The sequence below is a fragment of the Streptococcus agalactiae genome (assembly GCF_949788565.1).
Taxonomy (GTDB): domain Bacteria; phylum Bacillota; class Bacilli; order Lactobacillales; family Streptococcaceae; genus Streptococcus; species Streptococcus agalactiae.
The window spans coordinates 1,914,229-1,931,036 of the sequence record NZ_OX460931.1 but is presented as its reverse complement, the minus strand read 5'-3'; the positions used below and the strand labels follow the sequence as shown (position 1 = coordinate 1,931,036).

Genomic DNA, 16,808 nt, shown 5'->3' with positions numbered 1-16,808 from the left:
CTCTCCTTAATGGGTGGGGTTTTTAGGTGCTTTTTGTTATAATAGGTTGGAATGAATATTTTAAATGGAGAAAATAGATGAAACGTAGTATGTATGCTGGGCGTGTTCGTAGTGAGCACATAGGAACATCGATTACTTTAAAAGGATGGGTTGGTCGTCGTCGTGACCTTGGAGGCCTTATTTTTATTGATCTTCGCGATCGCGAGGGAATCATGCAATTAGTTATTAATCCTGAAGAAGTATCAGCCTCAGTTATGGCAACCGCAGAAAGTCTCCGTAGTGAATTTGTTATAGAGGTTAGTGGTGTAGTGACAGCACGAGAACAAGCTAATGATAATTTACCAACAGGAGAAGTTGAATTAAAAGTGCAAGAATTATCGGTTCTTAATACCTCGAAAACAACACCATTTGAAATTAAAGATGGTATTGAGGCAAATGATGATACACGCATGCGTTACCGTTACTTGGATCTTCGTCGTCCGGAAATGCTTGAAAATTTCAAATTACGTGCGAAAGTAACACACTCAATCCGTAATTACCTTGACAACTTAGAGTTTATTGATGTCGAAACTCCGATGCTAACAAAATCAACTCCAGAGGGGGCACGAGACTATTTGGTTCCATCACGTGTCAACCAAGGACATTTTTATGCCCTTCCACAAAGCCCTCAAATTACAAAACAGCTATTGATGAATGCAGGATTTGATCGTTATTATCAAATTGTCAAATGTTTCCGTGATGAGGATTTACGTGGAGATCGTCAACCTGAGTTTACACAAGTTGACTTGGAGACATCATTCCTTAGTGATCAAGAAATTCAAGACATTGTTGAGGGTATGATTGCTAAAGTAATGAAAGACACTAAAGGTTTAGAGGTTTCTTTACCATTCCCAAGGATGGCATATGATGATGCAATGAATAACTACGGGTCTGATAAGCCTGATACAAGGTTTGATATGCTTTTACAAGACTTGACAGAAATTGTAAAAGAAGTTGACTTCAAGGTGTTCTCAGAAGCTTCAGTAGTTAAAGCGATTGTTGTCAAAGATAAGGCGGACAAGTACTCTCGAAAAAATATTGATAAATTAACAGAAATTGCAAAACAATACGGTGCCAAAGGTTTAGCATGGCTAAAATATGTAGATAATACTATTTCAGGTCCGGTTGCTAAGTTCTTGACAGCTATTGAAGGTAGGTTGACAGAAGCTTTGCAGCTAGAGAATAATGACTTAATTCTATTTGTAGCAGATAGTCTTGAAGTAGCTAACGAGACTTTAGGAGCGCTTCGTACACGCATTGCAAAAGAACTTGAACTCATTGATTATTCTAAATTTAATTTCCTATGGGTTGTTGATTGGCCAATGTTTGAGTGGTCAGAAGAAGAGGGACGATATATGTCGGCTCATCATCCATTCACCTTGCCAACAGCGGAGACAGCGCATGAGTTGGAAGGGGATTTGGCTAAAGTACGTGCAGTTGCCTATGATATTGTTTTGAATGGATATGAGTTAGGCGGTGGTAGCCTACGTATTAACCAAAAAGATACACAAGAGCGTATGTTCAAGGCTTTAGGATTTAGCGCTGAATCAGCTCAGGAACAGTTTGGTTTCTTACTTGAAGCTATGGATTACGGCTTCCCACCACATGGTGGATTGGCAATAGGCCTTGACCGCTTTGTTATGTTGTTAGCAGGCAAGGACAATATTCGAGAAGTTATTGCATTCCCTAAAAACAATAAGGCTAGTGATCCAATGACTCAAGCTCCTAGTCTCGTTTCAGAACAACAATTAGAAGAATTATCACTTACTGTAGAAAGTTATGAAAACTAGACGAACCCCTTTAGAAAAAAAGGTAAAATATATTATCAGTGTATGGGCTAAAAAATTTGGTCTCTTACACACTTTAAAAAGTATCTCACGAGAAAAATATGCAGAGAAAATTTCGGCTTCACTACTGTATGGTATTCTATCCAGTGTTGCTGTCAATTTCTTTTTTCAACCTGGACATGTTTATTCAAGTGGAGCAACTGGTTTAGCTCAGGTTATTTCAGCTGTCAGTAAACACTGGTTTTCTTTTGAAATACCAGTTGCTTTAGCTTTTTATGCCATTAATATCCCTTTGCTGATATTATCTTGGCGTAAGATTGGACATAAATTTACTATTTTTACGTTTATCACAGTAACTGTAAGCTCTATCTTCATTCAACTAATGCCTCAAATCACCCTTACAACTGATCCCTTAATCAATGCTATCTTTGGTGGCTTAATTATGGGAGCTGGTGTTGGTTTTAGCTTTAAGTCTAGAATTTCTAGTGGGGGAACAGATATTATCAGTTTGACAATTAGAAAGAAAACAGGCAGAGATGTAGGTAGTATTTCTTTTATTATTAATGGTATTATTTTATTATTTGCAGGTCTTTTATTTGGTTGGAAGTACGCTTTGTACTCGATGGTGACCATTTTTGTATCAAGTAGAGTTACAGATGCCATTTTTACAAAGCAAAAAAAGATGCAAGCGATGATTGTTACCAGTAAGCCTGATTGCGTCATTAAACGTATCCATCGTGATTTACATCGTGGTGTAACCTGTATCAATGATGCTGAAGGTACTTATAATCATGAGAAAAAAGCAGTTTTAATAACTATATTAACACGTGAAGAATTTAGTGATTTTAAATATTTAATGCTAAAAGCAGATCCAAAAGCCTTTGTTTCCGTTGCAGAAAATGTTCATATTATTGGACGATTCGTTGATGATGATTAACTGTATATATGACTTTTGGTCAACCGCCACTAAGGAAACATTATGATGTTATTAAGCTAAGTTGTTTAAACAACTTTAGCTTTTTTGAATAAGGAAGGATTAAGCCTATGTTGAAACTGGATTTAAAAACAAAGATAAAAGAAGCTATTTTAATTGCCTTTGGTGTGGCTCTCTATACTTTCGGATTTGTCAAATTTAATATGGCTAATCATTTGGCTGAAGGAGGTATTTCCGGTGTCACCTTGATTATCCATGCACTTTTCGGAGTTAATCCAGCACTTTCATCACTTCTTCTTAATATCCCGTTATTTATATTAGGGGCTAGGATTTTAGGGAAAAAATCCTTATTGTTAACTATATATGGTACAGTGTTAATGTCTTTTTTCATGTGGTTTTGGCAACAAATCCCTGTAACAGTCCCTTTGAAAAACGATATGATGTTAGTTGCAGTAGCTGCTGGAATTTTAGCAGGAGCTGGTAGTGGTTTAGTATTTAGATATGGTGCAACTACAGGTGGTGCAGATATTATTGGTCGTATTGTAGAGGAAAAATCTGGAATAAAATTAGGGCAAACCTTATTGTTTATTGATGCTATAGTTCTAACGTCTTCACTTGTTTATATTAATTTACAACAGATGCTATATACGTTAGTAGCTAGCTTTGTATTTAGTCAAGTGTTAACAAATGTCGAAAACGGGGGCTACACTGTTCGTGGAATGATCATTATTACCAAAGAATCAGAATCTGCAGCAGCAACCATTTTGCATGAAATTAATAGGGGTGTAACTTTTTTACGGGGCCAAGGTGCCTACTCAGGTAGAGAGCATGATGTCTTGTACGTAGCTCTTAACCCAAGTGAAGTGCGTGATGTGAAAGAAATCATGGCTGATTTAGACCCAGATGCTTTTATTTCTGTTATAAATGTAGATGAAGTTATTAGCTCAGATTTTAAAATTCGACGAAGAAATTACGATAAATAAAAATACAGGCTGTCTGGCCTGTATTTTTATTTTGGTCCTCTACTTAAGAAACTACCAAGCATAATAGCTGAGATAGCAGTTCCCTTGTAATGGCTAGCTTTTGTTTTTACCAAGCGACTAAGATCAAATATGCTTTTAGGAGCATCAAATTGATGTGTTAAGACGTATTGATTGATAAGTGAGTCAATTTTTGTAGCTAGGAGTGAGTTCATCCCCTCTTTTTCAAGTTGACTAGCAAGCTCGAAAATAGCTTGACGAAAATAATCATCTGCTTGTATTACTTCTTCGCTATAAACTTTACTAAGAGCATCTAATATTTCTTTTTCTGATGGCATGGCATTCTCCTGTAACTTGTTGTGCTATTATTATAATATAAAAAATTAAGACTGTCATAAATTTGACAGTCTTAGTAGTGTCATTTCTTACATTTCATTTGGAGCATCAACTCCTAGGAGGCGAAGAGATTCTTTTAATACTGTAGCAGTTGCATAGCAAAGTGCTAGACGACTACTGATTTCAGCGTCTTCATCTAAAATACGTGTGTGGGCGTAATATTTATTGAAGCACTGAGCTAAATTGATAGCGAATTTTGCAATAATAGAGGGCTCAAAATTATCTGCCGCACGTACAATAATACGAGGAAAATCTTGGATGAGTTTGATGATTTCCCAGCTTTCAACATCGTTGAGACTGTAATTATCGCTATTAGATGGGTTAAAGTTAGCTTTACGTAAGATTGATTGAATACGAGCATGTGCATATTGTACATATGGCCCAGTTTCACCTTCAAATGATACCATTGCTTCTAAGTCAAAGTCATAACCATTTGTACGATCAGTTTTCAAATCGTAAAATTTAATAGCACCTACACCAACTGCTTGAGCAACTTTATCTTTATCTGCTAGGTTAGGGTTTTTAGCTTCAATCTGAGATGCCGCACGATTAATAGCTTCTGCAACAGTAGGTTCAAGGAGAATTACATTTCCTTTACGAGTTGATAATTTTGCTCCTCCTTTTGTTACAAGGCCAAAAGGAACATGAGTCATATCATCGGACCAATCGTAGTCCATTTCTTTAAGAACAGCTTTTAGTTGTTTAAAGTGTGCAGACTGTTCGTTTCCTACAACGTAGATTGATTTTGCAAAATCGTAGGTACGTTTACGGTAAAGTGCAGCAGCTAAGTCGCGTGTAATGTAGAGAGTTGCTCCATCGGATTTCTTAATGAGAGCAGGATGTTCAATACCGTATTTTTCTAGGTTAACAACTTGTGCACCTTTAGATTCGACCAGGAGGTTTTTAGATTCTAGCAGTTCAAGCACTTCCTCCATTTTGTCGTTGTAGAATGCCTCGCCGTTATAGCTATCAAATGTAACATTCATTTTATCGTAAAGACGGTTGAATTCTAATAATGACTCGTCACGGAACCATTGCCATAATTCAGTTGCTTCAGGATCGTTAGCTTCAAGTTTACGAAACCACTCACGTGCCTCTTCATCAACGCTAGGGTCTGTCTCGGCTTCAGCATTAATACGGACATAAAGTTTTAAAAGTTCATCGATGGGATGAGCACGGACAGCCTCTTCATTGCCCCATTTTTTATAAGCAACGATTAACATTCCAAATTGTTTACCCCAGTCGCCAAGGTGATTAATTTTAACAGGATGATAGCCAATTTTATCAAAAATATTAGCTAAACTATCACCAATAACTGTTGAACGAAGGTGTCCAATTGAGAATGGCTTAGCAATATTTGGACTAGACATGTCAATGGCAACATTTCGTCCTTCACCAATATTTTGAGTAGCATAGGCAGAACCATCAGATAAGACTTGTTTTAGAACTTGACTTGAGATTGCGGCTTTATCAAGGAAAAAGTTAACGTAAGGTCCAACAGCTTCCACCTTTTCAAATTGGTCGCTTTTAATTTGTTCAGCAATGTCACTAGCAATTATTTGAGGTGCTTTGCGTAGAGTTTTAGCCAAAGAGAATGCTGGGAAAGCTAAATCTCCCATGCTCGAATTTTTTGGGGTTTCTAATAAAGAAAGAATGGCCGATTGTTCCATATCTGGAACAACTTTTTGAATTTCACTCGCAATTAGATGTTTTGTATCCATGGTATCTCCTATTTTAATTAGTAATATAGTCACCCTATTTTAACATAATTATGAAAAATAGACGAGAACTTGTTGATTAAATTCATAATGCATTCTGTAAAGAACTAGCCTACTTTATAGCTTTTTTACAGAATGATTACGATATCACTACTAAGTGAAAAAGACAATTTTTTTTGATATAATTTGGTAAGCATAATTCTAACTAAAAAGGATTGAATAACATGAATAAAATAGAACGCCAAAAACGTATTAAACGTTTAATCCAATCAGGGCAGATTGGCACACAAGAAGAAATTAAATTACATTTAAAAAATGAAGGAATCGATGTCACACAAGCGACTCTGTCAAGAGACTTGCGTGAGATTGGTCTTTTAAAATTACGTAGCCCAGAAGGTAAGCTATATTATAGTTTATCAACAGCTACTTCAAATCGATTTAGCCCAGCCTTACGCTCATATATTTTGAAAGTATCGCGAGCAAGTTTTATGTTAGTTTTAAATACTAATTTAGGGGAGGCTAGCGTTTTAGCAAACTTTATTGATGAGAAAGGGCTGCCAGAGATTTTAGGAACAATGGCAGGAGCAGACACCTTGTTGGTGATTTGTCAAAATGAAGATATTGCCAAAGTTTTTGAAAAAGAACTATCAGTAGGTTTATAAATATAATGATTGAGGAGCTGAGCATGGCAGCCAGCCCCGTTAGTTAGGAGTGAGAAATGGCCAAGCCAACGATATCACCGGGAATGCAACAGTATCTGGATATAAAAGAGAATTATCCAGATGCTTTTTTGCTTTTTAGAATGGGTGATTTTTATGAATTATTTTATGATGATGCGGTAAAAGCAGCACAAATCCTGGAAATTAGCTTGACTAGTCGAAATAAGAACGCAGAAAAGCCAATCCCAATGGCAGGAGTTCCCTATCACTCAGCTCAACAGTATATTGACGTTTTAGTTGAATTAGGTTACAAAGTAGCCATTGCTGAGCAGATGGAAGATCCTAAAAAAGCTGTGGGAGTGGTCAAGCGTGAGGTAGTGCAAGTTGTTACCCCAGGAACGGTTGTGGAGTCAACGAAGCCGGATAGTGCTAATAATTTCTTAGTAGCGATTGATTCGCAAGATCAACAAACATTTGGTCTAGCATATATGGATGTCTCAACTGGAGAGTTTCAGGCAACCCTTTTAACAGATTTTGAGTCCGTCCGTAGTGAAATACTAAATTTAAAAGCTCGTGAGATTGTAGTAGGATATCAATTGACGGACGAAAAAAATCACCTACTGACGAAGCAGATGAACTTGCTTTTGTCATACGAAGACGAACGACTTAATGATATTCATTTGATTGATGAGCAGTTAACTGATTTGGAAATATCTGCTGCGGAAAAACTTTTACAATATGTGCATAGAACACAAAAGCGTGAACTTAGTCATTTACAGAAAGTAGTTCATTATGAAATAAAGGACTATTTACAAATGTCATATGCAACGAAAAATAGTCTAGATTTACTGGAGAATGCTAGAACAAGCAAGAAGCATGGAAGTCTTTACTGGTTGTTAGATGAGACTAAAACAGCGATGGGAACTCGAATGCTGAGAACTTGGATTGACAGGCCTTTGGTAAGTATGAATCGAATCAAGGAACGTCAAGATATTATTCAAGTGTTTCTTGATTATTTTTTTGAGAGAAACGATCTCACAGAAAGTTTAAAGGGTGTATATGATATTGAACGCCTAGCAAGTCGAGTATCTTTCGGAAAAGCCAACCCTAAAGATCTATTGCAACTCGGACGGACCTTATCACAAATTCCTCGGATTAAAATGATTTTACAGTCCTTCAATCAACCTGAGCTTGACATTGTTGTCAACAAGATTGACACTATGCCTGAATTAGAAAGTTTAATTAATACGGCGATAGCCCCAGAAGCACAGACTACTATCACTGAGGGAAACATTATCAAGTCTGGGTTTGATAAGCAATTGGATAATTATCGAACAGTGATGCGTGAAGGTACAGGTTGGATTGCTGATATTGAAGCTAAGGAAAGAGCAGCAAGTGGTATCGGTACCCTTAAAATTGATTATAATAAAAAAGACGGCTATTACTTCCATGTGACCAATTCCAATTTATCACTAGTACCGGAGCATTTTTTCCGTAAAGCGACATTAAAAAATTCTGAACGCTATGGAACAGCAGAACTAGCCAAAATTGAAGGTGAAATGCTCGAAGCTCGCGAGCAATCTTCAAATTTAGAATATGATATTTTTATGCGTGTTCGTGCTCAAGTAGAATCTTATATTAAACGTCTTCAAGAGTTAGCAAAGACTATTGCAACCGTTGATGTTCTACAGAGTTTGGCAGTAGTTGCAGAAAATCATCACTATGTTCGTCCCAAATTTAATGATGAACATCAGATTAAGATTAAGAATGGGCGTCATGCAACCGTTGAAAAAGTGATGGGAGTGCAAGAATATATTCCCAATAGTATCTATTTTGATAGTCAGACAGATATCCAGTTGATTACAGGACCAAATATGAGTGGTAAGTCGACCTATATGCGCCAGTTAGCTTTGACAGTTATTATGGCACAAATGGGAGGTTTTGTATCGGCAGACGAAGTTGATTTGCCTGTATTTGATGCAATATTTACTAGGATTGGTGCTGCTGATGACTTAATTTCTGGGCAATCAACCTTTATGGTAGAAATGATGGAAGCGAATCAGGCTGTAAAACGAGCCAGTGATAAATCTTTGATTCTTTTTGATGAATTAGGTCGAGGGACAGCCACTTATGATGGTATGGCATTAGCTCAATCGATTATAGAATATATTCATGACCGTGTTAGGGCAAAAACAATGTTTGCAACTCATTACCATGAGTTGACAGATTTATCTGAACAATTGACAAGGCTTGTCAATGTACACGTGGCTACTTTAGAGAGAGATGGAGAAGTTACCTTCTTACATAAAATTGAACCTGGACCTGCGGACAAGTCTTATGGGATACACGTCGCAAAAATAGCTGGTTTACCAATTGACTTATTGGATAGGGCAACTGATATTTTATCACAGTTGGAAGCTGATGCAGTACAGTTGATCGTATCAGCCCCCCAAGAAGCTGTTACTGCTGACTTAAATGAGGAACTAGATCCTGGGAAGCAACAAGGACAATTATCGCTTTTTGAAGAACATTCAAATGCAGGTAGGGTTATTGAGGAGTTAGAAGCGATAGATATAATGAATCTAACTCCAATGCAAGCTATGAATGCTATATTTGATTTAAAGAAATTATTATAAAATAGCCTTTAGGCAACAAAAAAGAGACTAAATAATTCATTTAGGCTCTTTTTTAATTATTTAACAAGATTGATATTTGTTGCTTGTGGTCCACGTTGACCATCTTGAATATCAAATGTTACTTTTTGTCCTTCTTCAAGAGTTTTGAAGCCATCAACTTTAATCTCTGAAAAATGAGCGAAGACGTCTGTTCCAGTTTCGCTAGAAATAAAGCCAAAACCTTTTTCTGAGTTAAACCATTTCACTGTACCTTGTGTCATTTGTTTATTACCTTTCTAAAAATGTTACTGTAAAAAATAAAAAAGGTAAAAATGTTAAACAAAAATACAACTTCAAAACTTATTACGCTCCCTAAGTCTAACAGGTAATAGGAGTGATGTCAACTAAAAATTGTGTTATTGTCAAATTAATATTTTGAATATGGTATAATGGCTAAGATATCACAAAAAAAGTTACAAAAAATCATAAAAAAAGGAGGGATGAACTTGTCTAAAATTATTGAATTACCGGATATATTAGCTAACCAGATTGCTGCTGGTGAGGTTGTTGAAAGGCCTAGTAGCGTCGTTAAAGAATTAGTTGAAAATGCCATAGATGCAGGAAGTAGCCAAATTACCATAGAGGTTGAAGAATCTGGTCTTAAAAAGATTCAAATAACGGATAACGGTGAAGGGATGACTAGTGAGGATGCCGTTCTCAGTTTACGACGTCACGCTACATCCAAAATCAAAAGCCAGAGTGACCTTTTTCGTATTCGGACCTTAGGTTTTCGTGGTGAAGCTCTACCATCAATCGCTTCGATTAGTTTAATGACAATAAAAACAGCTACAGAGCAAGGGAAACAAGGGACGTTACTTGTTGCTAAAGGGGGAAACATTGAAAAACAGGAAGTTGTTTCAAGTCCTCGTGGAACAAAAATTTTAGTTGAAAATTTATTCTTTAATACGCCTGCCAGATTGAAATACATGAAGAGTTTACAGTCTGAACTAGCTCATATTATTGATATTGTTAATAGACTCAGTCTAGCGCATCCGGAAGTTGCTTTTACACTGATAAATGATGGTAAAGAAATGACTAAAACTAGTGGGACTGGCGATTTGAGACAGGCGATTGCAGGTATTTATGGTTTAAATACTGCAAAAAAAATGATTGAGATTTCAAATGCAGATTTAGATTTTGAAATTTCGGGTTATGTAAGTTTGCCTGAATTGACACGAGCTAACCGAAACTATATTACCCTATTAATTAACGGTCGTTACATTAAAAATTTTCTTTTAAACCGCTCAATTCTAGATGGTTATGGTTCAAAGTTGATGGTTGGAAGATTTCCAATTGCTGTCATTGATATTCAGATAGATCCTTATCTAGCAGATGTCAACGTTCATCCGACTAAGCAAGAGGTGAGAATTTCTAAGGAACGAGAATTAATGAGTTTAATAAGCTCAGCAATTTCTGAGAGTCTGAAACAATATGATTTGATTCCGGATGCTTTAGAGAATTTAGCGAAAACTAGTACCCGAAGTGTAGATAAGCCTATACAAACAAGCTTCTCACTAAAACAGTCTGGTTTGTATTACGATAGGACTAAAAATGACTTTTTTATAGATGCAGATACTGTATCTGAACCTATTGCTAACTTTACAAACCTTGACAAAAGTGACGGTTCAGTTGACAATGATGTAAAAAACTCTGTTAATCAAGGAGCAACGCAGTCTCCTAATATAAAGTATGCTAGTAGAGATCAAGCTGATAGTGAGAACTTCATTCATTCTCAGGACTACCTTAGTAGTAAACAGTCACTTAACAAACTTGTTGAAAAATTAGATTCGGAAGAAAGTTCGACTTTTCCAGAGCTCGAATTTTTTGGTCAAATGCATGGGACCTACTTATTTGCTCAAGGGAATGGTGGGTTGTATATTATTGATCAACATGCAGCTCAAGAGCGTGTAAAATACGAGTATTACCGTGAAAAGATAGGTGAGGTTGATAATAGTCTTCAACAATTGTTAGTACCATTTCTATTTGAATTTTCAAGTTCAGATTTTCTTCAATTACAAGAAAAAATGTCATTATTACAAGATGTTGGTATTTTCTTGGAACCGTATGGTAATAATACTTTCATTTTAAGGGAACATCCAATTTGGATGAAAGAAGAAGAGGTAGAGTCTGGCGTTTATGAAATGTGTGATATGTTGTTGCTCACTAATGAAGTATCAGTGAAAAAATATCGCGCAGAGTTAGCTATTATGATGTCTTGCAAGCGATCTATTAAAGCAAACCATACGCTAGACGATTACTCAGCACGTCATTTATTAGATCAGTTAGCGCAATGTAAAAATCCTTATAATTGCCCTCATGGAAGACCTGTTTTAGTTAATTTTACAAAAGCTGATATGGAGAAAATGTTTAAACGAATCCAAGAAAATCATACAAGCCTCAGGGATTTAGGAAAATATTGATAATTACTTGTTAGGGAAGAAGGGAGAAAAAGTGAAAGAGTTTTTTGCTTTGCCAAAACAGCTACAGTTAAGAGAATTATTGCGTTTTATTTCCATTACGGTTGGTTCAGCTATTTTTCCTTTTATGGCAATGTATTATGTTCAATATTTTGGAAATCTAGTTACAGGAATTTTGATCATCATAACTCAACTATCAGGGTTTGTAGCGACCTTATATGGAGGCCATTTGTCAGATGCTATGGGGAGGAAAAAAGTTGTGATTATAGGTTCACTGCTGGCAACCATTGGTTGGGCTATAACTATAGCTGCAAATGTTCCAAATCATATTACGCCACACTTGACCTTTGTAGGTATCCTTATCATTGAAATAGCTCACCAATTTTATTTCCCTGCCTATGAAGCTATGACCATTGATTTGACGAACGAACAGAATCGTCGCTTTGTTTACACTATAGGTTATTGGTTGGTTAACATCGCTGTAATGCTAGGTTCTGGGATTGCTGGGATTTTCTATGATCACCATTTTTTTGAATTATTAATAGTTCTTCTTATTATTTCAGCGATTTGTTGTTTCGTGGTTTACTTCAAGTTTGATGAGACAAAACCACAGGAGGGAACCTTCAAGCATGATAAGGGAGTTTTAGGAACTTTTAAAAATTATAGTCAGGTTTTAGTGGATAAAGCGTTTGTTGTTTATACTTTAGGAGCAATTGGTTCCAGTGTTGTCTGGCTCCAGGTTGATAATTATTTCTCGGTCAATCTCAAGCAAAATTTTGAAGTAGTGTCTGTGTTAGGACATACAATCACAGGTGCTAAAATGCTTAGTTTAGCAGTCTTTACGAACACTCTATTAATTGTCTTACTAATGACAACTATAAATAAATTCATAGAGAATTGGCCTTTGAAACGTCAACTAATATTAGGAAGCTTGATTTGTGGTTTTGGAATGCTTTTTAATATTTCTCTAAACACTTTTGGAGCTATTTTGATTGCCATGACGTTTTTCACCTTTGGCGAAATGATTTATGTTCCAGCTAGTCAGGTTCTAAGGGCGGAGATGATGGTGGAGGGAAAAATTGGATCATATTCTGGATTTTTAGCTATCGCACAACCTGTTGCAAGTGTATTAGCAGGTGCCATGGTTTCGCTCAGCTATTTTACAGGAAAAATAGGTGTTCAAATAACATTGACCATTTTTATGTTAGCAGGTCTGGTTTTAATCTTATACGCTACCAAAATGAAAAATATTGAGATAGGAAAATAGAATGTACGATTATATTAAAGGAAAATTGAGTAAAATAACGGCTAAATTTATTGTTGTGGAAACAGCTGGATTGGGATACGTGATATATGTGGCAAATCCCTACTCTTTTTCAGGTTACGTTAATCAAGAAGTTACCATCTACTTACATCAAGTCATTCGCGATGATGCACATCTTTTATTTGGTTTTCATACGGAAAATGAAAAAGAAATTTTTCTTAATTTAATTTCAGTATCAGGAATTGGTCCAACGACCGCTTTAGCAATTATTGCAGTCGATGACAATGAAGGTCTCGTAAGTGCCATTGATAATAGTGATATTAAGTATTTGACTAAATTTCCAAAGATAGGAAAAAAAACAGCACAACAGATGATCCTTGATTTGTCAGGGAAGTTTGTAGAAGCTTCTGGTGAGAGTGCGACTAGTCGTAAGGTTAGCTCTGAGCAGAATAGCAATCTTGAAGAAGCTATGGAAGCTTTGTTAGCGTTGGGGTATAAGGCGACTGAATTGAAAAAAGTAAAAGCCTTTTTTGAAGGTACGAACGAGACTGTGGAGCAATACATCAAATCTAGTTTGAAGATGTTGATGAAATAATTTAGAAGTAATGAGGTTTCACATGAAACGATGTTCTTGGGTGAATTTAGATAATCCATTATATGTAGCTTACCATGATAAAGAGTGGGGGAGAGCTGTTCATGACGATCATGTACTCTTTGAGTTACTATGTTTAGAAACTTATCAATCGGGTTTATCTTGGGAAACAGTATTAAATAAACGTCAGGAGTTCAGACAAGTTTTTCATCACTATAATATTGAAAAGGTAGCTGCAATGTCAGATGCGGATTTAGAGATAATCTTACAAAATCCTAGGGTTATTCGTCATCGTCTAAAACTTTTCTCAACACGACAAAATGCTAGGTCAATTATATTAATTCAGAAAGAATTCGGAAGTTTTGATCGCTACATTTGGTCTTTTGTAGATAATAAAGTACAGGTTAACTCAGTTAACAACTACAACGATGTGCCTGCAAGTACTACCTTATCCGAACGCTTATCTAAGGATTTAAAAAAACGCGGTTTTAAATTTGTTGGTCCAACTTGCCTCTATTCTTTTATTCAGGCCGCAGGTATGGTTAATGACCATGAAAATATATGTGATTTCAAGTAATATCAATGTGATATGTTTTAAGTAGCACTTCTGCTACTTTTTTTGCTAAAATGTAGTCATTATTTCGAATAGATAAGAGGGTGAAGTTGTGAGGGCTGAAATTATCGCTGTAGGAACAGAAATTTTAACAGGACAGATCGTTAATACAAACGCACAATTTTTGTCGGAGAAAATGGCAGAATTAGGAATTGATATTTATTTCCAGACAGCTGTAGGAGACAATGAGGAACGTTTATTATCGCTTTTAGATATAGCTAGTCAGCGCAGTCAATTGGTTATCCTATGTGGTGGACTTGGACCTACAGAGGATGATTTAACGAAACAAACTTTGGCTAAATTTTTAGGTAAATCATTAACAGTGGATTTATTAGCTAGTCAAAAATTGGATCGTTTTTTTGCAAGTCGTCCTCAGTTTGCTAGAACACCAAATAATGAACGACAAGCTCAATTGGTTGAAGGCTCAATACCTCTACAAAACCTTACTGGTCTAGCTGTTGGTGGTATCGTTACATCTAAGGGAGTCCAATATATGGTTTTACCAGGTCCGCCTAGTGAATTAAATCCAATGGTTATGGAGCAGGTGGTACCTATTTTGTCAAATAATGGTACAAAATTATATTCACGTGTATTGAGATTCTTTGGTATCGGTGAGAGTCAGTTAGTCACAATCTTAGAAGACATAATTAAGAATCAGACAGATCCAACTATAGCACCATATGCAAAGGTTGGTGAGGTAACTTTAAGGTTATCAACGAAAGCTGAAAATCAGGATGAAGCCGACTTTAAATTAGATAGCTTAGAAAAAGAAATACTTGCTCTTAAGACATTAGATAACCGTAAATTAAAAGATTTATTATATGGTTATGGTGATAATAATAGTATGGCACGTACTGTTTTAGAATTATTGAAAGTACAAAATAAAACGATTACTGCCGCAGAGAGCTTAACAGCAGGGTTATTTCAATCTCAGTTAGCAGAATTTTCTGGTGCTTCGCAAGTTTTTAATGGTGGTTTTACGACCTATAGTATGGAAGCAAAATCACAACTTCTCGGCATCCCTAAGAAAAAATTGCAAGAATATGGAGTTATCAGTCATTTTACAGCTGAGGCAATGGCTCAGCAAGCTCGCCAACTTTTAAAAGCAGATTTTGGTATCGGTTTAACGGGAGTTGCTGGTCCTGATGAGTTGGAAGGATACCCTGCAGGTACAGTTTTTATTGGGATTGCAACCCCTGAAGGCGTTTCTTCTATTAAAGTATCGATTGGAGGGAAGAGTCGCTCAGATGTCCGTCATATCAGTACTTTACATGCTTTTGACTTGGTGCGTAGGGCTTTATTAAAGATATAATATTTGTTATAATTAGTAGAACGATTTCTAAATTTGAATCAACCTAGATTCATAGAAATATAAGGAGAAGACATTGGCTAAAAAAACGAAAAAAGCAGAAGAAATTACTAAGAAATTCGGTGATGAACGTCGAAAAGCCTTAGATGATGCTTTGAAAAATATTGAAAAAGATTTTGGTAAGGGCGCAGTGATGCGCTTAGGTGAGCGAGCTGAACAAAAGGTTCAAGTAATGAGTTCAGGTTCTCTTGCTTTAGATATCGCTTTAGGAGCAGGTGGATATCCTAAAGGACGTATCGTCGAAATTTATGGACCAGAGTCATCTGGTAAAACAACGGTTGCCCTTCATGCCGTAGCTCAAGCCCAAAAGGAAGGTGGGATTGCTGCCTTTATTGATGCTGAGCACGCTCTTGACCCAGCCTATGCTGCGGCTCTTGGAGTTAATATTGATGAGTTACTCTTGTCTCAACCTGACTCAGGTGAGCAAGGTCTTGAAATTGCAGGTAAATTGATTGATTCAGGCGCAGTTGATTTAGTTGTTGTCGATTCAGTTGCAGCCCTTGTTCCTCGTGCTGAGATTGATGGTGATATTGGTGACAGCCACGTTGGTTTGCAAGCTCGTATGATGAGTCAAGCAATGCGTAAATTGTCAGCATCCATTAACAAGACAAAGACAATCGCAATTTTTATCAACCAGCTAAGGGAAAAAGTAGGCGTTATGTTTGGTAACCCTGAAACAACACCTGGTGGTCGTGCTTTGAAATTTTATTCATCGGTTCGTCTAGATGTTCGTGGTAATACTCAAATCAAGGGGACTGGTGAGCATAAAGATCATAATGTTGGTAAAGAGACAAAAATCAAAGTTGTTAAAAATAAAGTTGCTCCACCATTCCGTGAAGCTTTTGTCGAAATTATGTATGGTGAAGGTATTTCTCGCACGGGTGAGTTAATTAAAATTGCTAGTGATTTGGATATTATCCAAAAAGCAGGTGCATGGTACTCATATAATGGTGAGAAAATTGGACAAGGTTCTGAAAATGCCAAAAAATATTTAGCAGATAATCCAGCAATTTTTGATGAAATTGACCATAAAGTGCGCGTGCACTTTGGAATGACTGAAGATGATTCGCCAGTTCAGTCTGAGCTCGTTGAAGAAAAAAATGAAGCTGATGATCTTGTTTTAGATTTGGACAATGCTATTGAAATTGAGGAATAAAATAGCAACTATACATCTTGAACTTGAATAAATGTAACTAAAATAAGTTCTGACAGTGGTTGGAACTTATTTTTATACTAAAAATAAGCTTAAAAATCCCTAAAATCTATTTATTTTTATTAGTAAATTGATAAAAAATAGGTCTTAAGTCCCATGTTTGATTTTTGTGACTATGTTAAACTATAACTATCATGGGATAGAAAGTGAGA

Annotated in this window: 14 protein-coding genes; 11 read left to right on the top strand and 3 right to left on the bottom strand. The window is 36.3% G+C overall.

What is annotated here, in order from left to right; genetic code table 11:
• Positions 1-77: 77 nt before the first annotated feature.
• The 3 genes from aspS to QOR44_RS09750 all read left to right on the top strand — a co-directional run bounded on the left by aspS (position 78) and on the right by QOR44_RS09750 (position 3,743).
• The gene (gene aspS, locus QOR44_RS09760) at positions 78-1,829 is read left to right on the top strand and encodes an aspartate--tRNA ligase (protein WP_000830931.1); all 1,752 of its coding nucleotides are present in this window, start codon (positions 78-80) and stop codon (positions 1,827-1,829) included.
• Complete coding sequence (locus tag QOR44_RS09755; protein WP_000857770.1) at positions 1,819-2,763, top strand: YitT family protein; 945 nt, start codon at positions 1,819-1,821, stop codon at positions 2,761-2,763. The genes aspS and QOR44_RS09755 overlap by 11 nt, the downstream gene beginning before the upstream one ends.
• A gap of 107 nt (positions 2,764-2,870) precedes the next feature.
• Complete coding sequence (locus tag QOR44_RS09750; protein WP_000915473.1) at positions 2,871-3,743, top strand: YitT family protein; 873 nt, start codon at positions 2,871-2,873, stop codon at positions 3,741-3,743.
• 26 nt (positions 3,744-3,769) lie between these two features.
• Here the strand turns inward: QOR44_RS09750 and QOR44_RS09745 are convergent, their stop codons facing one another.
• Positions 3,770-4,078, bottom strand: coding sequence for a bacteriocin immunity family protein (locus tag QOR44_RS09745; RefSeq protein ID WP_001138861.1), 309 nt, complete (start codon positions 4,076-4,078; stop codon positions 3,770-3,772).
• An 87-nt stretch (positions 4,079-4,165) separates the two neighbouring features.
• Positions 4,166-5,857, bottom strand: a complete 1,692-nt coding sequence (argS, locus tag QOR44_RS09740) for an arginine--tRNA ligase (protein WP_000379862.1) — start codon at positions 5,855-5,857, stop codon at positions 4,166-4,168.
• Between the two features lie 221 nt (positions 5,858-6,078).
• Between argS and argR the strand changes: the two genes are divergently transcribed.
• Both argR and mutS read left to right on the top strand, forming a co-directional pair.
• On the top strand, positions 6,079-6,516 hold the full coding sequence (argR, locus tag QOR44_RS09735) for an arginine repressor (protein WP_001033152.1): 438 nt from the start codon (positions 6,079-6,081) through the stop codon (positions 6,514-6,516).
• Positions 6,517-6,572: 56 nt separating this feature from the next.
• The gene (mutS, locus tag QOR44_RS09730; RefSeq protein ID WP_001118381.1) at positions 6,573-9,149 is read left to right on the top strand and encodes a DNA mismatch repair protein MutS; all 2,577 of its coding nucleotides are present in this window, start codon (positions 6,573-6,575) and stop codon (positions 9,147-9,149) included.
• Between the two features lie 56 nt (positions 9,150-9,205).
• Here the strand turns inward: mutS and QOR44_RS09725 are convergent, their stop codons facing one another.
• Positions 9,206-9,409 (bottom strand): cold-shock protein, encoded by a 204-nt coding sequence (locus QOR44_RS09725; protein ID WP_000191849.1) that lies wholly within the window; start codon positions 9,407-9,409, stop codon positions 9,206-9,208.
• A 225-nt stretch (positions 9,410-9,634) separates the two neighbouring features.
• Between QOR44_RS09725 and mutL the strand changes: the two genes are divergently transcribed.
• The 6 genes from mutL to recA all read left to right on the top strand — a co-directional run bounded on the left by mutL (position 9,635) and on the right by recA (position 16,599).
• A complete protein-coding gene (mutL, locus tag QOR44_RS09720; protein ID WP_000034615.1) occupies positions 9,635-11,608 on the top strand; it encodes a DNA mismatch repair endonuclease MutL in 1,974 nt (657 codons plus the stop codon).
• 31 nt (positions 11,609-11,639) lie between these two features.
• Positions 11,640-12,872 carry an MDR family MFS transporter gene (locus QOR44_RS09715; protein WP_000657478.1) on the top strand — a complete coding sequence of 411 codons (1,233 nt, stop codon included), beginning with the start codon at positions 11,640-11,642 and terminating at the stop codon, positions 12,870-12,872.
• Position 12,873: 1 nt separating this feature from the next.
• On the top strand, positions 12,874-13,464 hold the full coding sequence (gene ruvA, locus QOR44_RS09710) for a Holliday junction branch migration protein RuvA (protein ID WP_000272490.1): 591 nt from the start codon (positions 12,874-12,876) through the stop codon (positions 13,462-13,464).
• A gap of 22 nt (positions 13,465-13,486) precedes the next feature.
• Entirely contained in the window at positions 13,487-14,038 is a 552-nt protein-coding gene (locus tag QOR44_RS09705) for a DNA-3-methyladenine glycosylase I (RefSeq protein ID WP_000817341.1), read from the top strand.
• An 88-nt stretch (positions 14,039-14,126) separates the two neighbouring features.
• Positions 14,127-15,386, top strand: a complete 1,260-nt coding sequence (locus tag QOR44_RS09700; RefSeq protein ID WP_001200975.1) for a competence/damage-inducible protein A — start codon at positions 14,127-14,129, stop codon at positions 15,384-15,386.
• 73 nt (positions 15,387-15,459) lie between these two features.
• A complete protein-coding gene (gene recA, locus QOR44_RS09695) occupies positions 15,460-16,599 on the top strand; it encodes a recombinase RecA (protein ID WP_001085741.1) in 1,140 nt (379 codons plus the stop codon).
• Positions 16,600-16,808 lie beyond the last annotated feature (209 nt).